At 67.3% G+C, this 16,242-nt stretch carries 11 protein-coding genes and 1 pseudogene; 8 read left to right on the forward strand and 4 right to left on the reverse strand.

All coding sequences use genetic code 11. The features are described 5' to 3' along the window. Window positions 1-25: 25 nt before the first annotated feature. The 6 genes and pseudogenes from BN972_RS15205 (at window position 26) to BN972_RS15235 (ending at window position 9,200) form a co-directional block, all read left to right on the forward strand. Complete coding sequence (locus tag BN972_RS15205) at window positions 26-1,585, forward strand: alpha/beta hydrolase (protein ID WP_036359351.1); 1,560 nt, start codon at window positions 26-28, stop codon at window positions 1,583-1,585. A gap of 83 nt (window positions 1,586-1,668) precedes the next feature. Further along, window positions 1,669-3,231, forward strand: a complete 1,563-nt coding sequence (locus BN972_RS15210; protein ID WP_099051096.1) for an alpha/beta hydrolase — start codon at window positions 1,669-1,671, stop codon at window positions 3,229-3,231. A gap of 67 nt (window positions 3,232-3,298) precedes the next feature. After that, window positions 3,299-4,639: a type I glutamate--ammonia ligase gene (gene glnA / locus BN972_RS15215; RefSeq protein WP_036359355.1), complete on the forward strand. Its 1,341-nt coding sequence runs from the start codon at window positions 3,299-3,301 to the stop codon at window positions 4,637-4,639. 85 nt (window positions 4,640-4,724) lie between these two features. Further along, window positions 4,725-7,651 (forward strand): annotated as a pseudogene (locus BN972_RS15225) (bifunctional [glutamine synthetase] adenylyltransferase/[glutamine synthetase]-adenylyl-L-tyrosine phosphorylase). After that, a complete protein-coding gene (locus tag BN972_RS15230) occupies window positions 7,648-8,346 on the forward strand; it encodes a PaaI family thioesterase (RefSeq protein WP_051545488.1) in 699 nt (232 codons plus the stop codon). Before BN972_RS15225 ends, BN972_RS15230 begins: the two are co-directional and overlap by 4 nt. Then, window positions 8,343-9,200, forward strand: coding sequence for a TIGR03619 family F420-dependent LLM class oxidoreductase (locus tag BN972_RS15235; protein ID WP_036359357.1), 858 nt, complete (start codon window positions 8,343-8,345; stop codon window positions 9,198-9,200). Before BN972_RS15230 ends, BN972_RS15235 begins: the two co-directional genes overlap by 4 nt. A gap of 41 nt (window positions 9,201-9,241) precedes the next feature. Here the strand turns inward: BN972_RS15235 and BN972_RS15240 are convergent, their stop codons facing one another. Next, window positions 9,242-10,135 (reverse strand): class I SAM-dependent methyltransferase, encoded by an 894-nt coding sequence (locus BN972_RS15240; protein WP_235192466.1) that lies wholly within the window; start codon window positions 10,133-10,135, stop codon window positions 9,242-9,244. Between the two features lie 81 nt (window positions 10,136-10,216). Here BN972_RS15240 and pdxR point away from each other — a divergent pair, with 81 nt between their 5' ends. Beyond that, complete coding sequence (pdxR, locus tag BN972_RS15245; RefSeq protein WP_036360954.1) at window positions 10,217-11,587, forward strand: MocR-like pyridoxine biosynthesis transcription factor PdxR; 1,371 nt, start codon at window positions 10,217-10,219, stop codon at window positions 11,585-11,587. 16 nt (window positions 11,588-11,603) lie between these two features. Here pdxR and BN972_RS15250 read toward each other — a convergent pair whose 3' ends face one another. Together BN972_RS15250 and glnA (BN972_RS15255) are read right to left on the reverse strand one after the other, a co-directional pair. Further along, complete coding sequence (locus BN972_RS15250) at window positions 11,604-13,190, reverse strand: protein kinase family protein (protein WP_051545490.1); 1,587 nt, start codon at window positions 13,188-13,190, stop codon at window positions 11,604-11,606. A 215-nt stretch (window positions 13,191-13,405) separates the two neighbouring features. Then, window positions 13,406-14,842 carry a type I glutamate--ammonia ligase gene (gene glnA, locus BN972_RS15255; RefSeq protein ID WP_036359358.1) on the reverse strand — a complete coding sequence of 479 codons (1,437 nt, stop codon included), beginning with the start codon at window positions 14,840-14,842 and terminating at the stop codon, window positions 13,406-13,408. Between the two features lie 214 nt (window positions 14,843-15,056). Here glnA (BN972_RS15255) and BN972_RS15260 point away from each other — a divergent pair, with 214 nt between their 5' ends. Then, complete coding sequence (locus tag BN972_RS15260; RefSeq protein WP_036359359.1) at window positions 15,057-15,479, forward strand: RDD family protein; 423 nt, start codon at window positions 15,057-15,059, stop codon at window positions 15,477-15,479. 3 nt (window positions 15,480-15,482) lie between these two features. Here BN972_RS15260 and BN972_RS15265 read toward each other — a convergent pair whose 3' ends face one another. Further along, window positions 15,483-16,235, reverse strand: coding sequence for a DUF4191 domain-containing protein (locus BN972_RS15265; RefSeq protein ID WP_036359360.1), 753 nt, complete (start codon window positions 16,233-16,235; stop codon window positions 15,483-15,485). Window positions 16,236-16,242: the final 7 nt, after the last annotated feature.

A 16,242-nucleotide genomic window follows, 5' to 3' on the forward strand; every position in this document is an offset into this window, starting at 1 on the left:
AACTTCTCTGGCACCATAGGGTGCCATGTGCCTGTCTCGCCGCGACAAGTTCGCGCGCATGCTGCTGATGTGGACCGCGCTGTCCGCTGTGGTGCTGGTCCTGGCGGGATGTGTGCACGTGGTCGCCGGGCGGGCGCACATGGCCGAGCCTCGGCTGGGCCAGCCGGTGGTGTGGACACCGTGCCGCAGCTCGAACCCTTCGGTGAAGATCCCCGGCCACGCGATGTGTGGGAAGCTGGCCGTCCCGGTCGACTACAACAACCCCGGCGGTGACGTGGCTTCGCTGGCGTTGATCCGGTTCCCGGCGAGCGGGGACAAGATCGGCTCGCTGGTGATCAACCCGGGTGGGCCCGGTGAATCCGGAATCGAGGCGGCACTGGGCATCTTCCAGACCCTGCCCAAGCGGGTGCATGAGCGCTTCGACCTGGTGGGTTTCGATCCGCGCGGGGTTTCCAGCTCGCGGCCGGCGATCTGGTGCAACTCCGATGCGGACAACGACCGGCTGCGCGCCGAACCGCAGGTCGACTACAGCCCTGCGGGCGTGGAACACATGGAGAGCGAGACCAAGCAATTCGTGCAGCGCTGCGTCGACAAGATGGGCAAGAACTTCCTGGCCAATGTGGGGACCGTCAGCGTCGCCAAGGATCTGGACGCCATCCGCAAGGCCCTCGGTGACGCGAAACTGACCTACCTCGGCTACTCGTACGGCACCCGGATCGGCTCGGCCTATGCCGAGGCTTTCCCACAGAACGTGCGCTCGATGATCCTGGACGGCGCCGTCGACCCCAACGCCGACCCGATCGAAGCGGATCTACGGCAGGCCAAGGGTTTTCAGGATGCCTTCAACGACTACGCCGCCGACTGCGCGAAGGACTCGAGCTGCCCGCTGGGCAACGATCCCACCAAAGCCGTTGAGGCCTACCACAACCTGATCGACCCGCTGGTCGACCCGGACAATCTCCAGGTGAGCAGGCCCGCGAAAACCAAAGACTCGCGCGGCCTGAGCTACAGCGACGCCATCGTCGGCACCATCATGGCGCTGTACTCGCCAAACCTGTGGCACCACTTGACCGATGGCCTCAAGGAGCTCGCCGACGAGCACCGCGGCGACACCATGCTGGCGCTGGCCGACATGTACATGCGGCGTGATTCACACGGCCACTACAACAATTCGACCGATGCTCGGGTGGCGATCAATTGTGTTGACCAGCCACCGATTACCGACCGCGCAAAGGTCGTCGACGAGGATCGCCGGTCGCGTGAACTGGCGCCGTTCATGAGTTACGGCAAGTTCACCGGCCACGCCCCGCTAGGCACCTGTGCATTCTGGCCGGTGCCGCCGACCAGCCGACCGCACACCGTCTCCGCGCCCGGTTTACCGCCGACCATCGTGGTGTCGACCACGCACGACCCGGCCACGCCGTACCAGGCGGGTGTCGACCTGGCCAACCAGCTCAAGGGGTCGTTGATCACGTTCAACGGAACCCAGCACACGGTTGTCTTCCAGGGCGACAACTGCATTGACGACTACATCACGGCATATCTGATCAACGGAGCGACGCCACCGGCCGGCGCGACCTGCTAGCGCACCGGACGCGCCCGGGCCGTACCGATAAGAGACCAAGGCGTAACCATTTCGCGTCCTGAGGCGGATTTCTAAATGAGACGATTTCGGCCATGTTGCGCCTGAGAACGGTGAGCTCGGCGCTGTTGTCGTTCGGACTCGTGGTCACCGGGCAGTCGGCGGCACTACCGCTTGCCGCCGCGACTCCCGAACCCGACAGCGGGCAGACCCAGGTCCCTTTGGCACCCGCCGCGACGCCGCAGCAGAGTTGGGGTTCCTGCGCCGATTTCGTCAGTATCGCCGACATACCCACCGCCCAGTGCACTACCGTCGCGGTGCCGGTCGACTACGACAAACCCGCTGGGGCACAAGCGAAGTTGGCGGTGATCCGAGTTCCCGCGACCGGGCAGCGGATCGGATCGCTGTTGGTCAACCCGGGCGGGCCGGGGGCGTCGGCCGTCGACATGGTAGCCGGGATGGCGCCCGATCTGCGCGGCACGGACATCAGCCGCCACTTCGACCTGGTCGGTTTCGATCCACGAGGGGTGGGTCACTCGACACCGAGCCTGCGGTGCCGCTCGGACGCCGAGTTCGACGCCTTCCGGCGCGACCCGATGGTGGACTACAGCCCGGCCGGGGTGGCCCACATCGAACAGATGTACCGCGAGTTGGCCCAGCACTGCGCCGACCGGATGGGCCAGTCGTTCCTGGCCAACATCGGCACCGCGTCGGCCGCCCGCGACATGGACATGGTCCGGCAAGTCCTTGGCGACGAGCAGATCAACTATTTGGGTTACAGCTACGGCACCGAGCTCGGCACCGCCTACATCGAGCGGTTCGCCCCGCACGTGCGGGCAATGGTGCTCGACGGCGCCATTGACCCGACGATCGGCCCAATCGACCAAACGGTCAACCAGATGGCGGGCTTCCAGACCGCTTTCAACGACTACGCCGCGGACTGCGCTCGCTCGGCGGCCTGCCCGCTGGGCACCGACCCGGCGCAGTGGATCAGCCGCTACCACGCGCTGATCGATCCGTTGGTCACCAGACCGGGCAAGACTTCCGATCCGCGTGGGTTGAGTTATGCCGACGCGACCACCGGCACCATCAACGCGCTCTACACCCCGCAGCACTGGAAGTATCTGACCAGCGGCTTGCTCGGGCTGCAGCACGGCAGCGACGCTGGCGATCTGCTGGTGCTGGCCGACGACTACAACGGCCGGGACCGGCAGGGCCATTACGACAACGGACAGGACGCGTTCAACGCGATCCGGTGCGTCGATGCACCGACGCCGACGGACGCGGCGTCCTGGGTGACCGCAGACCGCCGAATCCGCGAGGTGGCGCCGTTTGTGAGCTACGGGCAGTTCACCGGATCCGCGCCGCGCGATATCTGCGCCCTGTGGCCGGTGCCCGCGACGTCGACGCCGCACCCGGCGACACCGGCCCCGGCCGGCAAGGCCGTAGTGGTCTCGACCACCCACGACCCGGCCACCCCGTATCAGGCCGGGGTGGACCTGGCCCGGCAGCTGGGCGCCCCGCTGATCTCCTACGACGGCACCCAGCACACGGTGGTGTTCGACGGCAATCAGTGCGTGGACGGCGTGGTGACGCGTTACTTCCTGGATCTGACCCTGCCGCAGCCCAATCTGCGTTGCCAGGCCTAAACATCCGCAATGCGTCTGGCGTGGCATCCGTAACATCGATTTAACAGACCGTGCCTAGTGTGCGGGTATGGATCGGCAGAAGGAGTTCGTCCTCCGCACCCTGGAAGAGCGCGACATCCGGTTCGTGCGGCTGTGGTTTACCGACGTGCTCGGATTCCTGAAGTCGGTCGCCATCGCCCCGGCCGAACTCGAGGGAGCCTTCGAGGAGGGGATCGGGTTCGACGGATCCTCGATCGAGGGCTTTGCGCGGGTTTCGGAATCGGACACCGTCGCGCACCCCGACCCGTCGACCTTCCAGGTGCTGCCCTGGGCCGACAAGACCGGTCACCACCACTCGGCCCGCATGTTTTGTGACATCACCATGCCGGACGGCTCACCGTCGTGGGCCGACCCCCGGCACGTGCTGCGGCGTCAACTGCAGAAGGCCAACGACCTCGGCTTCTCTTGCTACGTGCATCCCGAGATCGAATTCTTCCTACTCAAGAACGGCCCCGAGGACGGGTCGGAGCCGGTGCCCATCGACAACGCCGGCTATTTCGACCAGGCGGTGCACGAGTCCGCGTCGAAGTTCCGCCGGCACGCCATCGAGGCGCTGGAGTTCATGGGCATCTCGGTGGAGTTCAGCCACCACGAGGGTGCGCCGGGCCAGCAGGAGATCGACCTGCGGTTCGCCGATGCGCTGTCAATGGCCGACAACGTGATGACCTTCCGCTATGTGATCAAGGAGGTCGCCCTGGAAGAGGGTGTGCGGGCGACCTTCATGCCCAAGCCGTTCGGTCAGCACGCGGGCTCGGCGATGCACACCCACATGAGCCTGTTCGAAGGCGATGTCAACGCCTTCCACAACGATGACGACCCGCTGAAGCTCTCCGATGTCGGCAAGTCGTTCATCGCCGGAATCCTCGAACACGCGTCGGAGATCAGCGCCGTCACCAATCAGTGGGTGAACTCCTACAAGCGCCTGGTGCACGGCGGTGAAGCGCCGACGGCGGCCTCCTGGGGGGCGGCCAACCGCTCGGCGCTGGTGCGGGTGCCGATGTATACGCCGCACAAGACCTCGTCGCGACGGGTGGAGGTGCGCAGCCCGGACTCGGCGTGCAACCCGTATCTGACCTTCGCGGTGCTGCTGGCCGCCGGACTGCGCGGCGTGGAGAAGGGGTATGTGCTGGGCCCGCAGGCCGAGGACAACGTCTGGGACCTGACGCCCGAGGAACGCCGCACCATGGGCTACCGCGAGCTGCCGTCGAGTTTCGACACCGCCCTACGGGCCATGGAGTCCTCCGAGCTGGTGGCGGAGGCGTTGGGGGAGCACGTATTTGACTTCTTCCTGCGCAACAAGCGCTCCGAGTGGGCGAACTACCGCAGCCACGTCACCCCGTTCGAGCTGAAGACCTACTTGTCGCTGTAACCCCAAGGCGTTGCGCTAACGTCGATATGTGACCAAGCCAGCGACGCAGCGACCCAAGCTGCCCAGCGTCGGCCGGCTGGGATTGATGGACGAAGGGGCGGGCGCCCGACTGACCCAGCTGGGCTGGGATAAGCACGACGACCAGGCCCATGTGGATCTGCTGTGGTCGCTGTCGCGGGCGCCGACGCAGATGCCGCGTTGCGCGCGCTGATCCGGATGTCGGAGAACCCCGACCTGGAATGGGACGAACTGAACGCGGCGCTGCTCAACGAGCGGTCGCTGCGCGGGCGGCTGTTCGCCGTGCTGGGTTCGTCGCTGGCGCTGGCGGACCACCTGATAGCCAACGCGCAGTCGTGGAAACTGCTGCGCGGCAAGGTGGAATTGCCCACCCGCGAGCAATTGCAGCGGACTTTTCTCGAGGCCGTCGAGAATCTCTCCGGAGCGCCGGGTTCGATCGTGCATCAACTGCGGGTGCTCTACCGCGACCAACTGCTGGTGTTGGCCTCGCTGGATGTGGCCCCGACGGTCGAGGATGAGCCGGTACTGCCGTTCACCAAAGTGGCGGCTCAGCTCGCCGATATCGCGGACGCCGCACTGGCCGCGGCTCTGCGGGTGGCCGAGCAGACGGTGTGCGGTGACGATCGCACACCGCCGCGGCTGGCGGTGATCGCGATGGGCAAATGCGGTGCCCGCGAATTGAATTACGTCAGCGACGTCGACGTCATCTTTGTCGCCGAGAACGCCGATGCGGTCAGCATGCGGGTGGCCGGCGAGATGATGCGGCTGGCTTCGTCGGCCTTCTTCGAGGTGGATGCCGGACTGCGCCCGGAGGGCCGCAGCGGGGAGCTGGTCCGCACGGTCGAATCGCATGTCGCCTATTACGAGCGGTGGGCCAAGACTTGGGAGTTCCAGGCGCTGTTGAAGGCCCGCGCCGCGGTCGGTGACGCCGAACTGGCCGAGCGCTACCTCGCCGCGTTGCAGCCGATGGTGTGGACGGCATGCGAGCGCGAAGACTTTGTCCCCGAGGTGCAGGCGATGCGCCGCCGCGTCGAGGAGTTGGTGCCCGCCGACATCCGCGGTCGGGAACTCAAGCTGGGCAGCGGCGGGTTGCGCGACGTCGAGTTCGCCGCCCAACTACTGCAACTGGTGCATGGCCGGGGCGACGAGTCGCTTCATGTCGCGTCGACGGTGGATGCGCTGAGGGCGTTGGGTACCGGCGGTTATATCGGCCGCGAGGACGCCGCGAACATGATCGCCTCTTATGAGTTTCTGCGGTTGCTCGAGCACCGACTGCAACTGCAGCGGCTCAAGCGCACCCACCTGCTGCCGGAGCTGGACGACGAAGAAGCCATGCGGTGGCTGGCGCGCGCGGCGCACATTCGTCCCGACGGACGCAACGACGCCGCCGGCGTGCTGCGCGAGGAGCTGAAGCACCAGAACGTGCGGGTGTCCCGGCTGCACGCGAAGTTGTTCTACCAACCGCTGCTGGAATCGGTGGGCCCGGCCGGCCTGGAACTGGTCGGTGGCCGCATGACCCCGGAGGCCGCCGAACGGCAGCTGGCCGCATTGGGTTACGAGGCGCCGCAGGCGGCGTTGAAGCACATGTCGGCGCTGGTGAATCAGAGCGGCCGACGCGGAAGGGTGCAGGCGGTGCTGCTGCCGCGGCTGTTGGACTGGCTGTCCTACGCACCGGATCCGGACGGCGGATTGCTCGCGTACCGGCGACTCAGTGAGGCCTCGGCCACGCACACCTGGTACCTGTCGACCTTGCGCGACAAACCGACGGTGGGTCGGCGGCTCATGCATGTGCTGGGCACCTCGACCTTCGTTCCGGACCTGCTGATGCGCGTACCCGAAGTGATTCAGGACTACGGCGACCGGCCGTCGGGACCGAAGCTGCTTGAGACCGAGCCGGCGGCGGTGGCCCGGGCCTTGGTCGCCTCGGCCGGCCGCTACTCCGACCCGGCGCGCGCCATTGCCGCCGCCCGCAGCGTTCGCCGCCGGGAGCTGGCCCGCATCGGCTCGGCGGATCTGCTGGGCATGCTTCAGATCACCGAGGTGTGTGCAGCGCTGACGTCGATCTGGGTGGCCGTGCTGCAGGCCGCTCTGGACGCGACGATCCGCGCGCACCTGCCGGAGGACGGCCGGGCGCCCGCAGCCATCGCGGTCATCGGCATGGGCCGGCTGGGCGGGGCCGAGCTGGGCTACGGCTCGGACGCCGACGTGATGTTCGTGTGTGAACCTGCTAGCGGGGTCGAGGACGCGCAGGCGGTCAAGTGGGCGACGACGATCGCCGAGCAGGTCCGGGCGCAATTGGGCACGCCCAGCGTGGATCCGCCGCTGGAGGTCGACGCTAACCTGCGGCCGGAGGGTCGCAACGGCGCGCTGGTCCGCACCCTGGCGTCGTATGAGGCGTACTACACGCAATGGGCGCAGCCGTGGGAGATTCAGGCGCTGCTGCGCGCGCACGCGGTCGCTGGCGACCCGGACCTCGGTCAGCGGTTCCTGCTGACCGTCGACCAGACGCGCTACCCGCCTCATGGGGTATCGGCCGAGGCGGTGCACGAGATCCGGCGGATCAAGGCCCGGGTGGAGTCGGAGCGGCTGCCCCGCGGCGCGGACCCCAATACCCACACCAAGCTGGGCCGCGGCGGATTGGCCGACATCGAATGGACCGTGCAGCTGCTGCAGCTGCGGCACGCCCACGAAATCGAGGCGCTGCACAACACCTCCACTCTGCAATCGCTGGACGTGATCGCCGAGGCCGGTCTTGTTCCGGCCGACGAGGTCGACCTGCTCAAGCAGGCCTGGCTGACCGCGACCCGCGCCCGCAACGCGTTGGTGCTGGTCCGCGGAAAACCGACCGATCAGCTGCCGGGGCCGGGTCGACAACTCAACGCAGTCGCGGTAGCCGCCGGTTGGCGCAGTGACGATGGCGGAGAGTTCCTGGACAACTATCTACGAGTGACGCGACGAGCAAAAGCGGTGGTGCGCAAGGTGTTTGGAAGTTGAGTCGGGATGCCGGCGCGCTGAGCGCCATGTTCGAGGTGCTGAGTGCGCCGGAGGCCGACCGGGTGACGGCCCTGTATGCGCCGCTGGCCGAGGCGGTTCGGGAGTTGATCGACGTGACCATCCGTACCGAGGCCGACGACGACGTCGTCGCCGAGGCGCGCGCCGCGATCAAGGCGGTCACCGAGTCGTTGCGGCACCGGACGCGGCCCGACGGGGTGAGCTACCGCGTCGGTGATCGTCCACTCCCGTTGGGCAATGCGGCGGTGGGCGTGTGCAATCCGATCGCGCCGCCGATCGTGGTGCACCATGAGGGCGGTGGGCGCTGCTGGACCGAGTTCGTGCTGGGCCTGGCCTATGAGGGCCCGCCTTCGCTGGTGCACGGCGGGGTCAGCGCTTTGATCCTGGATCACATGCTGGGTGAGGCCGCCAGCGAGGGACTGTCCAAGCCGCGATTCACCGGGACCATCACCGTGAAATATCTGCGCGGGACCCCGTTGGGCCGGCTGCGTTCCGAAGCCTGGGTCGACCGCCGGGAGGGCGTCAAGGTGTTTGCGCGCGGGTTCATCGCGGATTCGGCGGGCATCACTGTTGAGGCCGACGGTGTTTTCATCGAGCCGTCCTGGGCGCGGGACGGGCAGGACGGCCGGGACGGGCAGGACGGCCGGGACGGGCAGGACGGCCGGGACAGGCAGTGAAGTTCTACGTCAGCAGCGCGTTTCTGAAAACGCCCGATATCATCGAAATCGCCAGAGCCGCGGATGAACTCGGTTACGACGGCCTCGGAATTCCCGACCACGTCGTCAACCTGGAGACGTTGCAGACGCCGTATCCGTACACCAAAGACGGGCAACGCCGCTGGCAGCCCTTCACCGACTGGGCCGACCCGTGGGTGCTGGTGGGGGCACTGGCGCAGGTCACCACGCGGCTGAAATTCGTCACCACCGTTTACATTCCGGCGATGCGCAACCCGTACTCGGCGGCCAAAGCCATTGGCACCGCGGCACTTTTGGCCTCCGGGCGGATCGAGCTGGGCATCGGGGTGGGCTGGTGCCGCGAGGAATTCGAGTTGATGGGTGAGCGGTTCGAGGGCCGCGGCAAGCGCACCGACGAAATGATCGAGCTGATGCGGGAGTTGTGGTCGCCGGGGTGGACCGAATTCGACGGCGAGTTCTACAAGGCGCCGCGGTTGGAGATGCAGCCGACGCCGCCGTCGATCCCGGTGTACGTGGGCGGGCTCAGTGACATCGCGCTGCGCCGCGCTGCCCGCAACGACGGCTGGATCGGTGACCTGATCACCACCGACCGCGCCATCGAACGGGTGAACAAGTTGCGGGAAATGCGTGCCGCGCAAGGTCTTTCGATGGACGGATTCACGATCCTGACGCCATTGACGGACTCATTCACGGTCGCGGACTATCAGCGTGCCGAGGATGCCGGCATCACCGGGATCATCACCATGCCGTGGATGTTCTACGCCGGCCCGAATGCCACGCTCGCTGAGAAGATCGACGGCCTGCGCCGTTTTCGCGAGGACCTCGCGTTGGGTTAGCGCGGGCCTTAGCGCGTCTGCTCGCGGGCGCAGGTGCGGGGTTAGCGGCGGGCGCTCGCAATGGCGAGCCAGTCATCGGCGGCCACGGCGCTGTCGCCCCTTGGGTCGTAGCGGTCGAGCAGGCCGGTGACGGTCAGGTGCTCGCCGGGCGTGAAGCCGTGCTCGCCGAGTAGTGCGTTGAGGCCCGACTCGGTGAAGTCGCTGCGGTAGGGTTCGCCGCGCCGAGCCACCAGTCGGGTCATGCGGCGCGCGCTGCGCCATGGGGTGCTTCCGTCCACCACACCGGCGCGGATGTAGTCCACGACCAGACGGCTACCCGGCGCACAGATGTCGGCAAGATCGCTCAGCGTCGCCGCCATGGCCCCGCGGGTGAGATAGGGAGTCACGCCCAGCCAGCTGACCAGGCTCGGTTTCGCCGGGTCGAGACCGCCGTCGAGCAGGCGTTCACGCAGCGCGTCCCGCTCGAAATCGCATGGCACCCAGACTGTTTGGTTACTGGCCCTCAGCAGCCGCTCGGCGATCGGACGTTTGCGCGCCTGGGTGGCCGGCGCGTCAACCTCGAAAACGGTCACCGATGCTCCGGCCAGCCGTAGGCAGGTGGTGTCGAAGCCGGCGCCGAGCAGCACGATCTGGTCGATGCCCTCGGCCATGGCGGCACGGCAGGCGTCATCGGCGTAGCGCATCCGTAGCGCGATGTGTGCGTGCAGCCCGCCCCAGAGGTGGTCGAACACCCACAGGGCGGCATCGGCTGTTCGCGGGTGCGCCAGCATCGCCCGCAGCGCCGGGTGCTCGACGAACTTGCTCGACTGCGGGTCGTGGACCAGCCGACGGTTGGGCGGACGCAAGGTTTCTGCGGCGCGTTGGGCGGCGTTGGCCTGAGCGGTCAGGCTTGCCGTCCGGTCAAGGCGCCGGCGGGGAGCAGCTGAGATGGTCACGCAGTCGAGGCTACGAAAGCGAACGGTTCACGAGTAAGGTCCAATTCAATGGCAAATTCGTGTACCACTTCTCCCGGCGGGATCGACCTTCATCTCGACCTGCCGCCCGGCCGGGGCCGGCGGGTGGCTTTGGAAAGTGCTCTGCGACAAGCAATCCGGGAGGGCCGGCTGGCCGCGGGGGAGTCATTGCCGTCCTCTCGGTCACTGGCCACCGAATTCGGGCTGGCCCGCGGAACCGTCGTCGAGGTTTATGCGCAGCTGGCCGCCGAGGGATACCTGCGGACCCGGCCCGGCGCTGCCACCACGGTCGCCCCGGGACTGCAGCTGCCCGCACAGGTCAGTCCCGAGCGTGAGCCAAGCCGCATCGTCGCCGACTTCCGATTAGGCCGCCCGGACCTGAGCATGTTTCCTCGCGCCGAATGGCTGCGGGCGCTGCGGCGAGCGCTGCACCTCACCGCGCACGCCGAACTCGGCCCGGGCGATCCACGCGGGTCCCTTCGGTTGCGCACGGTCTTGGCGAACTACCTGGGCCGGGTACGCGGGGTGCTCACCACCCCGGAGCAGTTGGTGATCTGCGGGGGCTTCACGCAGGGATTGCGGCTGACCTGTGATGCGCTCGCCGCGCACGGGGCGCGCACGATCGCGTTGGAGGATCCCTGCCTGCCCGACCACCGGGCGGTCACCGTCGCGAGCGGGCTGGCCGTCGTACCGCTGCCGGTCGACGACAGCGGCGCGCGGCCGCAGGGGCTGACCGGTGCCGTCGCGGGTGCGGTGCTGACCCCGGCCCACCAGGCGCCCCTGGGGGCGACGCTGGATGCGTGGCGGCGCACCGAGTTCATCCGGATCGCCGCGGCAGGCGGCGGGTATCTGGTCGAGGACGACTACGACGGGGAGTTCCGCTACGACCGTCATCCCGTCGGTGCCCTGCAGGGCCTGGCGCCCGAGTGCGTCATTTATGCGGGCAGCGCCAGCAAGAGTTTGGCTCCGGGATTGCGCCTGGGCTGGTTGGCCGTACCCGCTGACCTGGTCGACGCGGTCGTCGAGGCCAAGCGTCGCGCCGATCGCGGCACCGACGTGCTGGCACAGCTGGCGTTGGCGGAATTGATCGAGTCGGGTGGGTTGGACCGGCACGTCCGCCGGATGCGCCGCCGCTACCGTGATCGCCGCGATGCGCTTGTCGAGACGCTCGACCGTTACGCACCCACGGCATCGGTGCATGGGATCGCCGCCGGGCTACACGCCGTGGTGTCGCTGCCCGACGACGCGGTGGAAACCGAGGTGGTGGCCCGGGCGCAGCAACAAGGCATCGCGCTGACCGGGCTGGGGCGGTTCTGGCACGGCGCGGGTCCGCATACCGCGGGCATTGTCGTCGGCTACGGGACACCGTTTCAGCATGAATACGCCGCCGCGCTGGAACACCTCGGCCGGTTGCTCAAGGTCGCCTTGGGCTAGGGGTCTGCTCGCGGGATTACCGGACCTGCACCGCGGTCTGCAGGGTGATTTCAGAGATGTCCGAGTGGCTTCGGCCGCCGGTGTTGCCCAGGGTGCTGATCCAGACCAGCACGAAAGTCGTTGGCGCCGAGGTATTTACCGGTATGACGTTGTGGCCGGGGTGCGTCGCGGTGGGTGGGCTGAGTTCTGCGGTGTCGCCAAGCTTGCCCGGCGTCGCGTTCGGTGCCGACCGGATCTGCAGCACACTGCCGGTGCTGCCGAGGTCGACGGTGACCGCGCTGAGCGTCGTCGGCTCGGGGAGCTGCAGCAATAGCCCGACACCGTCCTTGAACTTGGGAAACGGTTCCGGGTCGAAGTAGGTGTCGCTCGACCAGGCGGTGGCGGGGTTGCCATCGATCGCCAGGCCGGCGGTCCCAGGACTGTCCGGCGCGCCGCCGGGGGAGAACACCGCGGCTCGAAGCGGATGCACCGTCCCTGGCCCGGCCGCCACCAGCGACGGCGGCGGCTTGACAGGCGACGTCGTCTGCAGGCCGAGCTTGTCCCCGCTCATCGCGACGTCGGTATCGAAGACGCCCATAATCCGGCTGATGGTGCTCGCGAACGCAATCAGCACGACCAAAACGACCGCTGCCGCTGTCCCCAGACAGGCCTTGACCAATTGGCGGCGGGCGTGCTCGGCCCGTTCGGCCGGTCCGAAGTTTCCGAAGGTGGCGTAGTGGCCCGGCGCCGGCATCGGCATTAGTTCGCGGGTCGCGGTCGGGTCGGCTTTGGAGTCAGCACTGGCCTGGCGCAGCAGCGTTGTGATCGTCTGCGCACTGCGGATGCCTGCATCGTCTCGCACCAGGGCCGCGGCGGTGGTCGAAACCAGGAACGGGACCTGCGGATTGAACGCCGCCGGTTCCTGGACGCGGCCCTGTGCGTCGAGTTCGACGGGGCGCCAATCGTGGCGCGCGGCTTTGTCGCCGAACGGCCAGCGATTGACCAGTAGCGCATACATGACGGCGCCAATGCCGCGGAGGTCGTCGCGCGGCGTGGCATCGGGCATCGTCGCCGGGAATGCGAGCACGGCGCGCCGGTCCAGGCTGACCCGGATGCGGGCGGGGTGGTCGATCGAAAGCGTTACACCGGCTCGGTGGGCCGCATCGGCGGCTTCGGCCAGCGACAACACGGCATCCGCGACGCCGATCGGCGAGGGGCCGGTGTCGGCCACCTCCTTCAACGTGGCGCCCCGAATCCATTGCGACACAATTACTCCGCCGCAGTAGTCGCGGCCTACGTCGATCACGGTCGCGAGGTAGGGCGAGTCGACGCCTCGCAGGCTTGCGGTGCGCGCCAGGATGGCGTCGACGGTCGCCTTGGGCAACTTGTTCTCTGGGTCGACCACCGTGATCGCCAGGTGCTGGCCGGTCACCGTGTCGGCGGCCTGCCAGAATTGCAGATGCGGCGCCTCGCCGTAGAACAGCAACAGCCGAATCCGGCCGCTGGCGATCGTGGCACCGGCGACCAGCGGGTTGGCTTCGCCGCTCGGCGATCGCGGTTCGGTCCAGAGGTAGGGGATGTGTGCCGTCGCCACCTCTGGTGGGATGGGTTCGCTGGCGGTCATGGCTTCGTCTCGGCTGGGGCGAGCAGACGCAAAAGCACCCGACACGCCGCGCGTGCGGGGGCTTTTGCGTCTGCTCGCGCAAGTTAACGGCTGTCATTCAAATAGCCGGGAATGGGTGTACCCAAACCGGTGAATGTCAGCCTTGAATCGGGTTTGACCAGACACAAAAGCACCCGGCACGCCGGGCGTGCGGGTGCCTTTGCGTCTGCTCGTGACTATACGTCGTAGTACAGCGCGAACTCGTACGGGTGCGGGCGGATCTGCACCGGCAGGATCTCGTTCTCGCGCTTGTAGGCGATCCACGTCTCGATCAAGTCCGGCGTGAAAACGCCGCCCTCGGTGAGGTATTCGTGGTCGGCCTCCAAGCGGTCGATCACCGCGGACAGCTGCGTGGGAGCCTGCGGGATGTTCGCGGCCTCCTCCGGCGGCAGTTCGTAGAGGTCCTTGTCGACCGGCGCCTGCGGCTCGATCTTGTTGCGGATACCGTCCAGGCCGGCCATCAGCATCGCCGAGAACGCCAGGTACGGGTTGCCCGACGAGTCGGGGCAACGGAACTCCAGCCGCTTGGCCTTCGGGTTGCTGCCGGTGATCGGAATACGCACACACGCCGAGCGGTTGCGCTGGCTGTAGACCAGGTTGATCGGGGCCTCGTAACCCGGAACCAGCCGCTTGTAGGAGTTCACCGTCGGGTTGGTGAAGGCCAGCAGCGACGGCGCGTGGTGCAGCAGGCCGCCGATGTAGTGGCGGGCGGTGTCCGACAGGCCGGCGTAACCGGTCTCGTCGTACATCAACGGGTTGCCGTCCTTCCACAGCGACTGGTGGGTGTGCATACCCGACCCGTTGTCACCGAACAGCGGCTTGGGCATGAATGTGACGGTCTTGCCGTTGGCCCAGGCGGTGTTCTTGACGATGTACTTGTACAGCTGCATGTCGTCGGCGGCGTGCAGCAGCGTGTTGAACTTGTAGTTGATCTCGGCCTGGCCGCCGGTACCAACCTCGTGGTGGCCCTTCTCCAGGACGAAGCCGGCGTTGATCAGGTTGGTGAGCATTTTGTCGCGCAGGTCGACGTAGTGGTCGACCGGGGCCACCGGGAAGTAGCCTCCCTTGGGGCGGACCTTGTAGCCGCGGTTGGGGCTGCCGTCGAGTTCGTTGGGTGATCCGGTGTTCCACCAACCCGAGATCGCATCGACCTCGTAGAACGAGCCGTTGGTGCGCGAGTCGAACGCGACCGAGTCGAAGATGTAGAACTCGGCCTCGGCGCCGAAGTACGCGGTGTCGGCGATGCCGGTGCTGATCAAGTAGTTCTCGGCCTTGCGGGCGACGTTACGAGGGTCGCGCGAGTAGGGCTCGAGGGTGAACGGGTCGTGCACGAAGAAGTTCAGGTTCAGCGTCTTGGCCTCGCGGAACTGGTCGATCTTCGCGGTCGCGGGGTCCGGCAGCAACAGCATGTCGGACTCGTGGATCGACTGGAAACCGCGGATGGACGAGCCGTCGAAAGCCAAGCCGTCGTCGAACACACTCTCGTCGAAGAACGAGATCGGAATCGTGAAGTGCTGCATGATTCCGGGCAGGTCGCAGAAACGGACGTCGACAAACTCGACGTTTTCATCTTTGGCAAGTTTAAAGACGTCGTCGGGCGTCTTATCCGTCACAGAAGGCTCCTTTACTTGGTGATTCGCGGCCGACGCTAGGGAGCAGTTGTTGCCCGTCAGTCAACGCCGTGTTGCGCAGAGGTTACGCACCACACTCCCGCAACAAGGCTCGGCGACAGCCGCGCCCTATTGTGAACGTCATGGCCCGCAAGATCGTAACTGTTGTCCGGTCATCTTGGTACGGGTTGTCCCGCGGCCCCATCGGACAGGACTGATGGCGCAGGAATCAACTCCCGGTTACCCGGGTGAAGCGCTCGGCTTGCCGGAGTCCGGGTCGGGCTCGCTGGCGCGGATGGGACGCCGAATCGGCGCCCTGTTCATCGACTGGCTGATCGCCGCGGGCCTGGCGTTGCTGCTGCTGGCATTCGGCGCCATCCCGGACACCGTGTTGTCGACGGCGCAGCTGCTGATCTGGGTAGTGCTGGGCGCGTTGTCGGTGCGGCTGTTCGGCGTCACGGCGGGCCAACTGGCGCTGGGCCTGCAGGTGGCGGCGGTCGACGGCCGGCTGCCGATCGGCATCGGACGGGCACTCGGGCGCAACCTGTTGATCTTCTTGGTGGTGCCGCCGCTGTTCACCGACGCCGACGGGCGGGGACTGCAGGACCGGCTCACCAACACCGCGGTGCTGCGCCGCTAGAGGTTACTTGCGGCGCACGGTGCGCTGCACGCCGCGCATCTTGCCGGCGTTGGGCAGCGGCCCCTTGGGCATCATGGCCGCGCCGGCCCGCGTACCCAGGGCCGCCAACCGCGACTCGAGCGCATCCATCTGCTTGACGGTGATGTTGGCCGGCAGCCGGGTCAGGTGACGTTCCAACTTGGCCAGCGCCACCTCGCCTTCGCCGTTGCCGACGATCACGTCGTAAATGGGCACGTCGCCCACGATCCGCGCGGTGCGCTTCTTCTCCTGGGCCAGCAGCGGCTTCACCCGCCCCGCGGAGCCCTCGCCGACGAAGATGACGCCCGGCCGCCCGATCACCCGGTGCACCGCGTCGAAGTGTCCGGTCGCGGCCACCCCGGGAGTGACCCGCCATTTGCCGCGCATGTTGTCCAGCACCCACGCGGCCGCGCCGGTCTGGCCCTCGGCCTGGCGGTAGATGCTGCGCTGGGCGCGGCGGCCGAAGATGATGAACGCGACCAGCGCGCCCAGCATCAGGCCGATCGGGATCATCATGATCAGGGTCAGCCCGCCGGCCCAGACACCGAACCCCACCGCGGCGGCCACGATCAGGACGAACGCGCCGATCATGTACGGCAGCAGGCGCTTGTCCTGCTTGCGCTGCAGATTGAACGCCTGCCACAACTGGCTGCGGCGCTCCTTGGCCGCGGCCTTGCGGGCGGCCGTCGCCTCGGCCTTGGCGGCCTTGTTCTCAGCAGCAGATCGGGATTTCGCCATAGTCAAA

The organism is Mycobacterium asiaticum DSM 44297 (assembly GCF_000613245.1).
GTDB lineage: Bacteria > Actinomycetota > Actinomycetes > Mycobacteriales > Mycobacteriaceae > Mycobacterium > Mycobacterium asiaticum.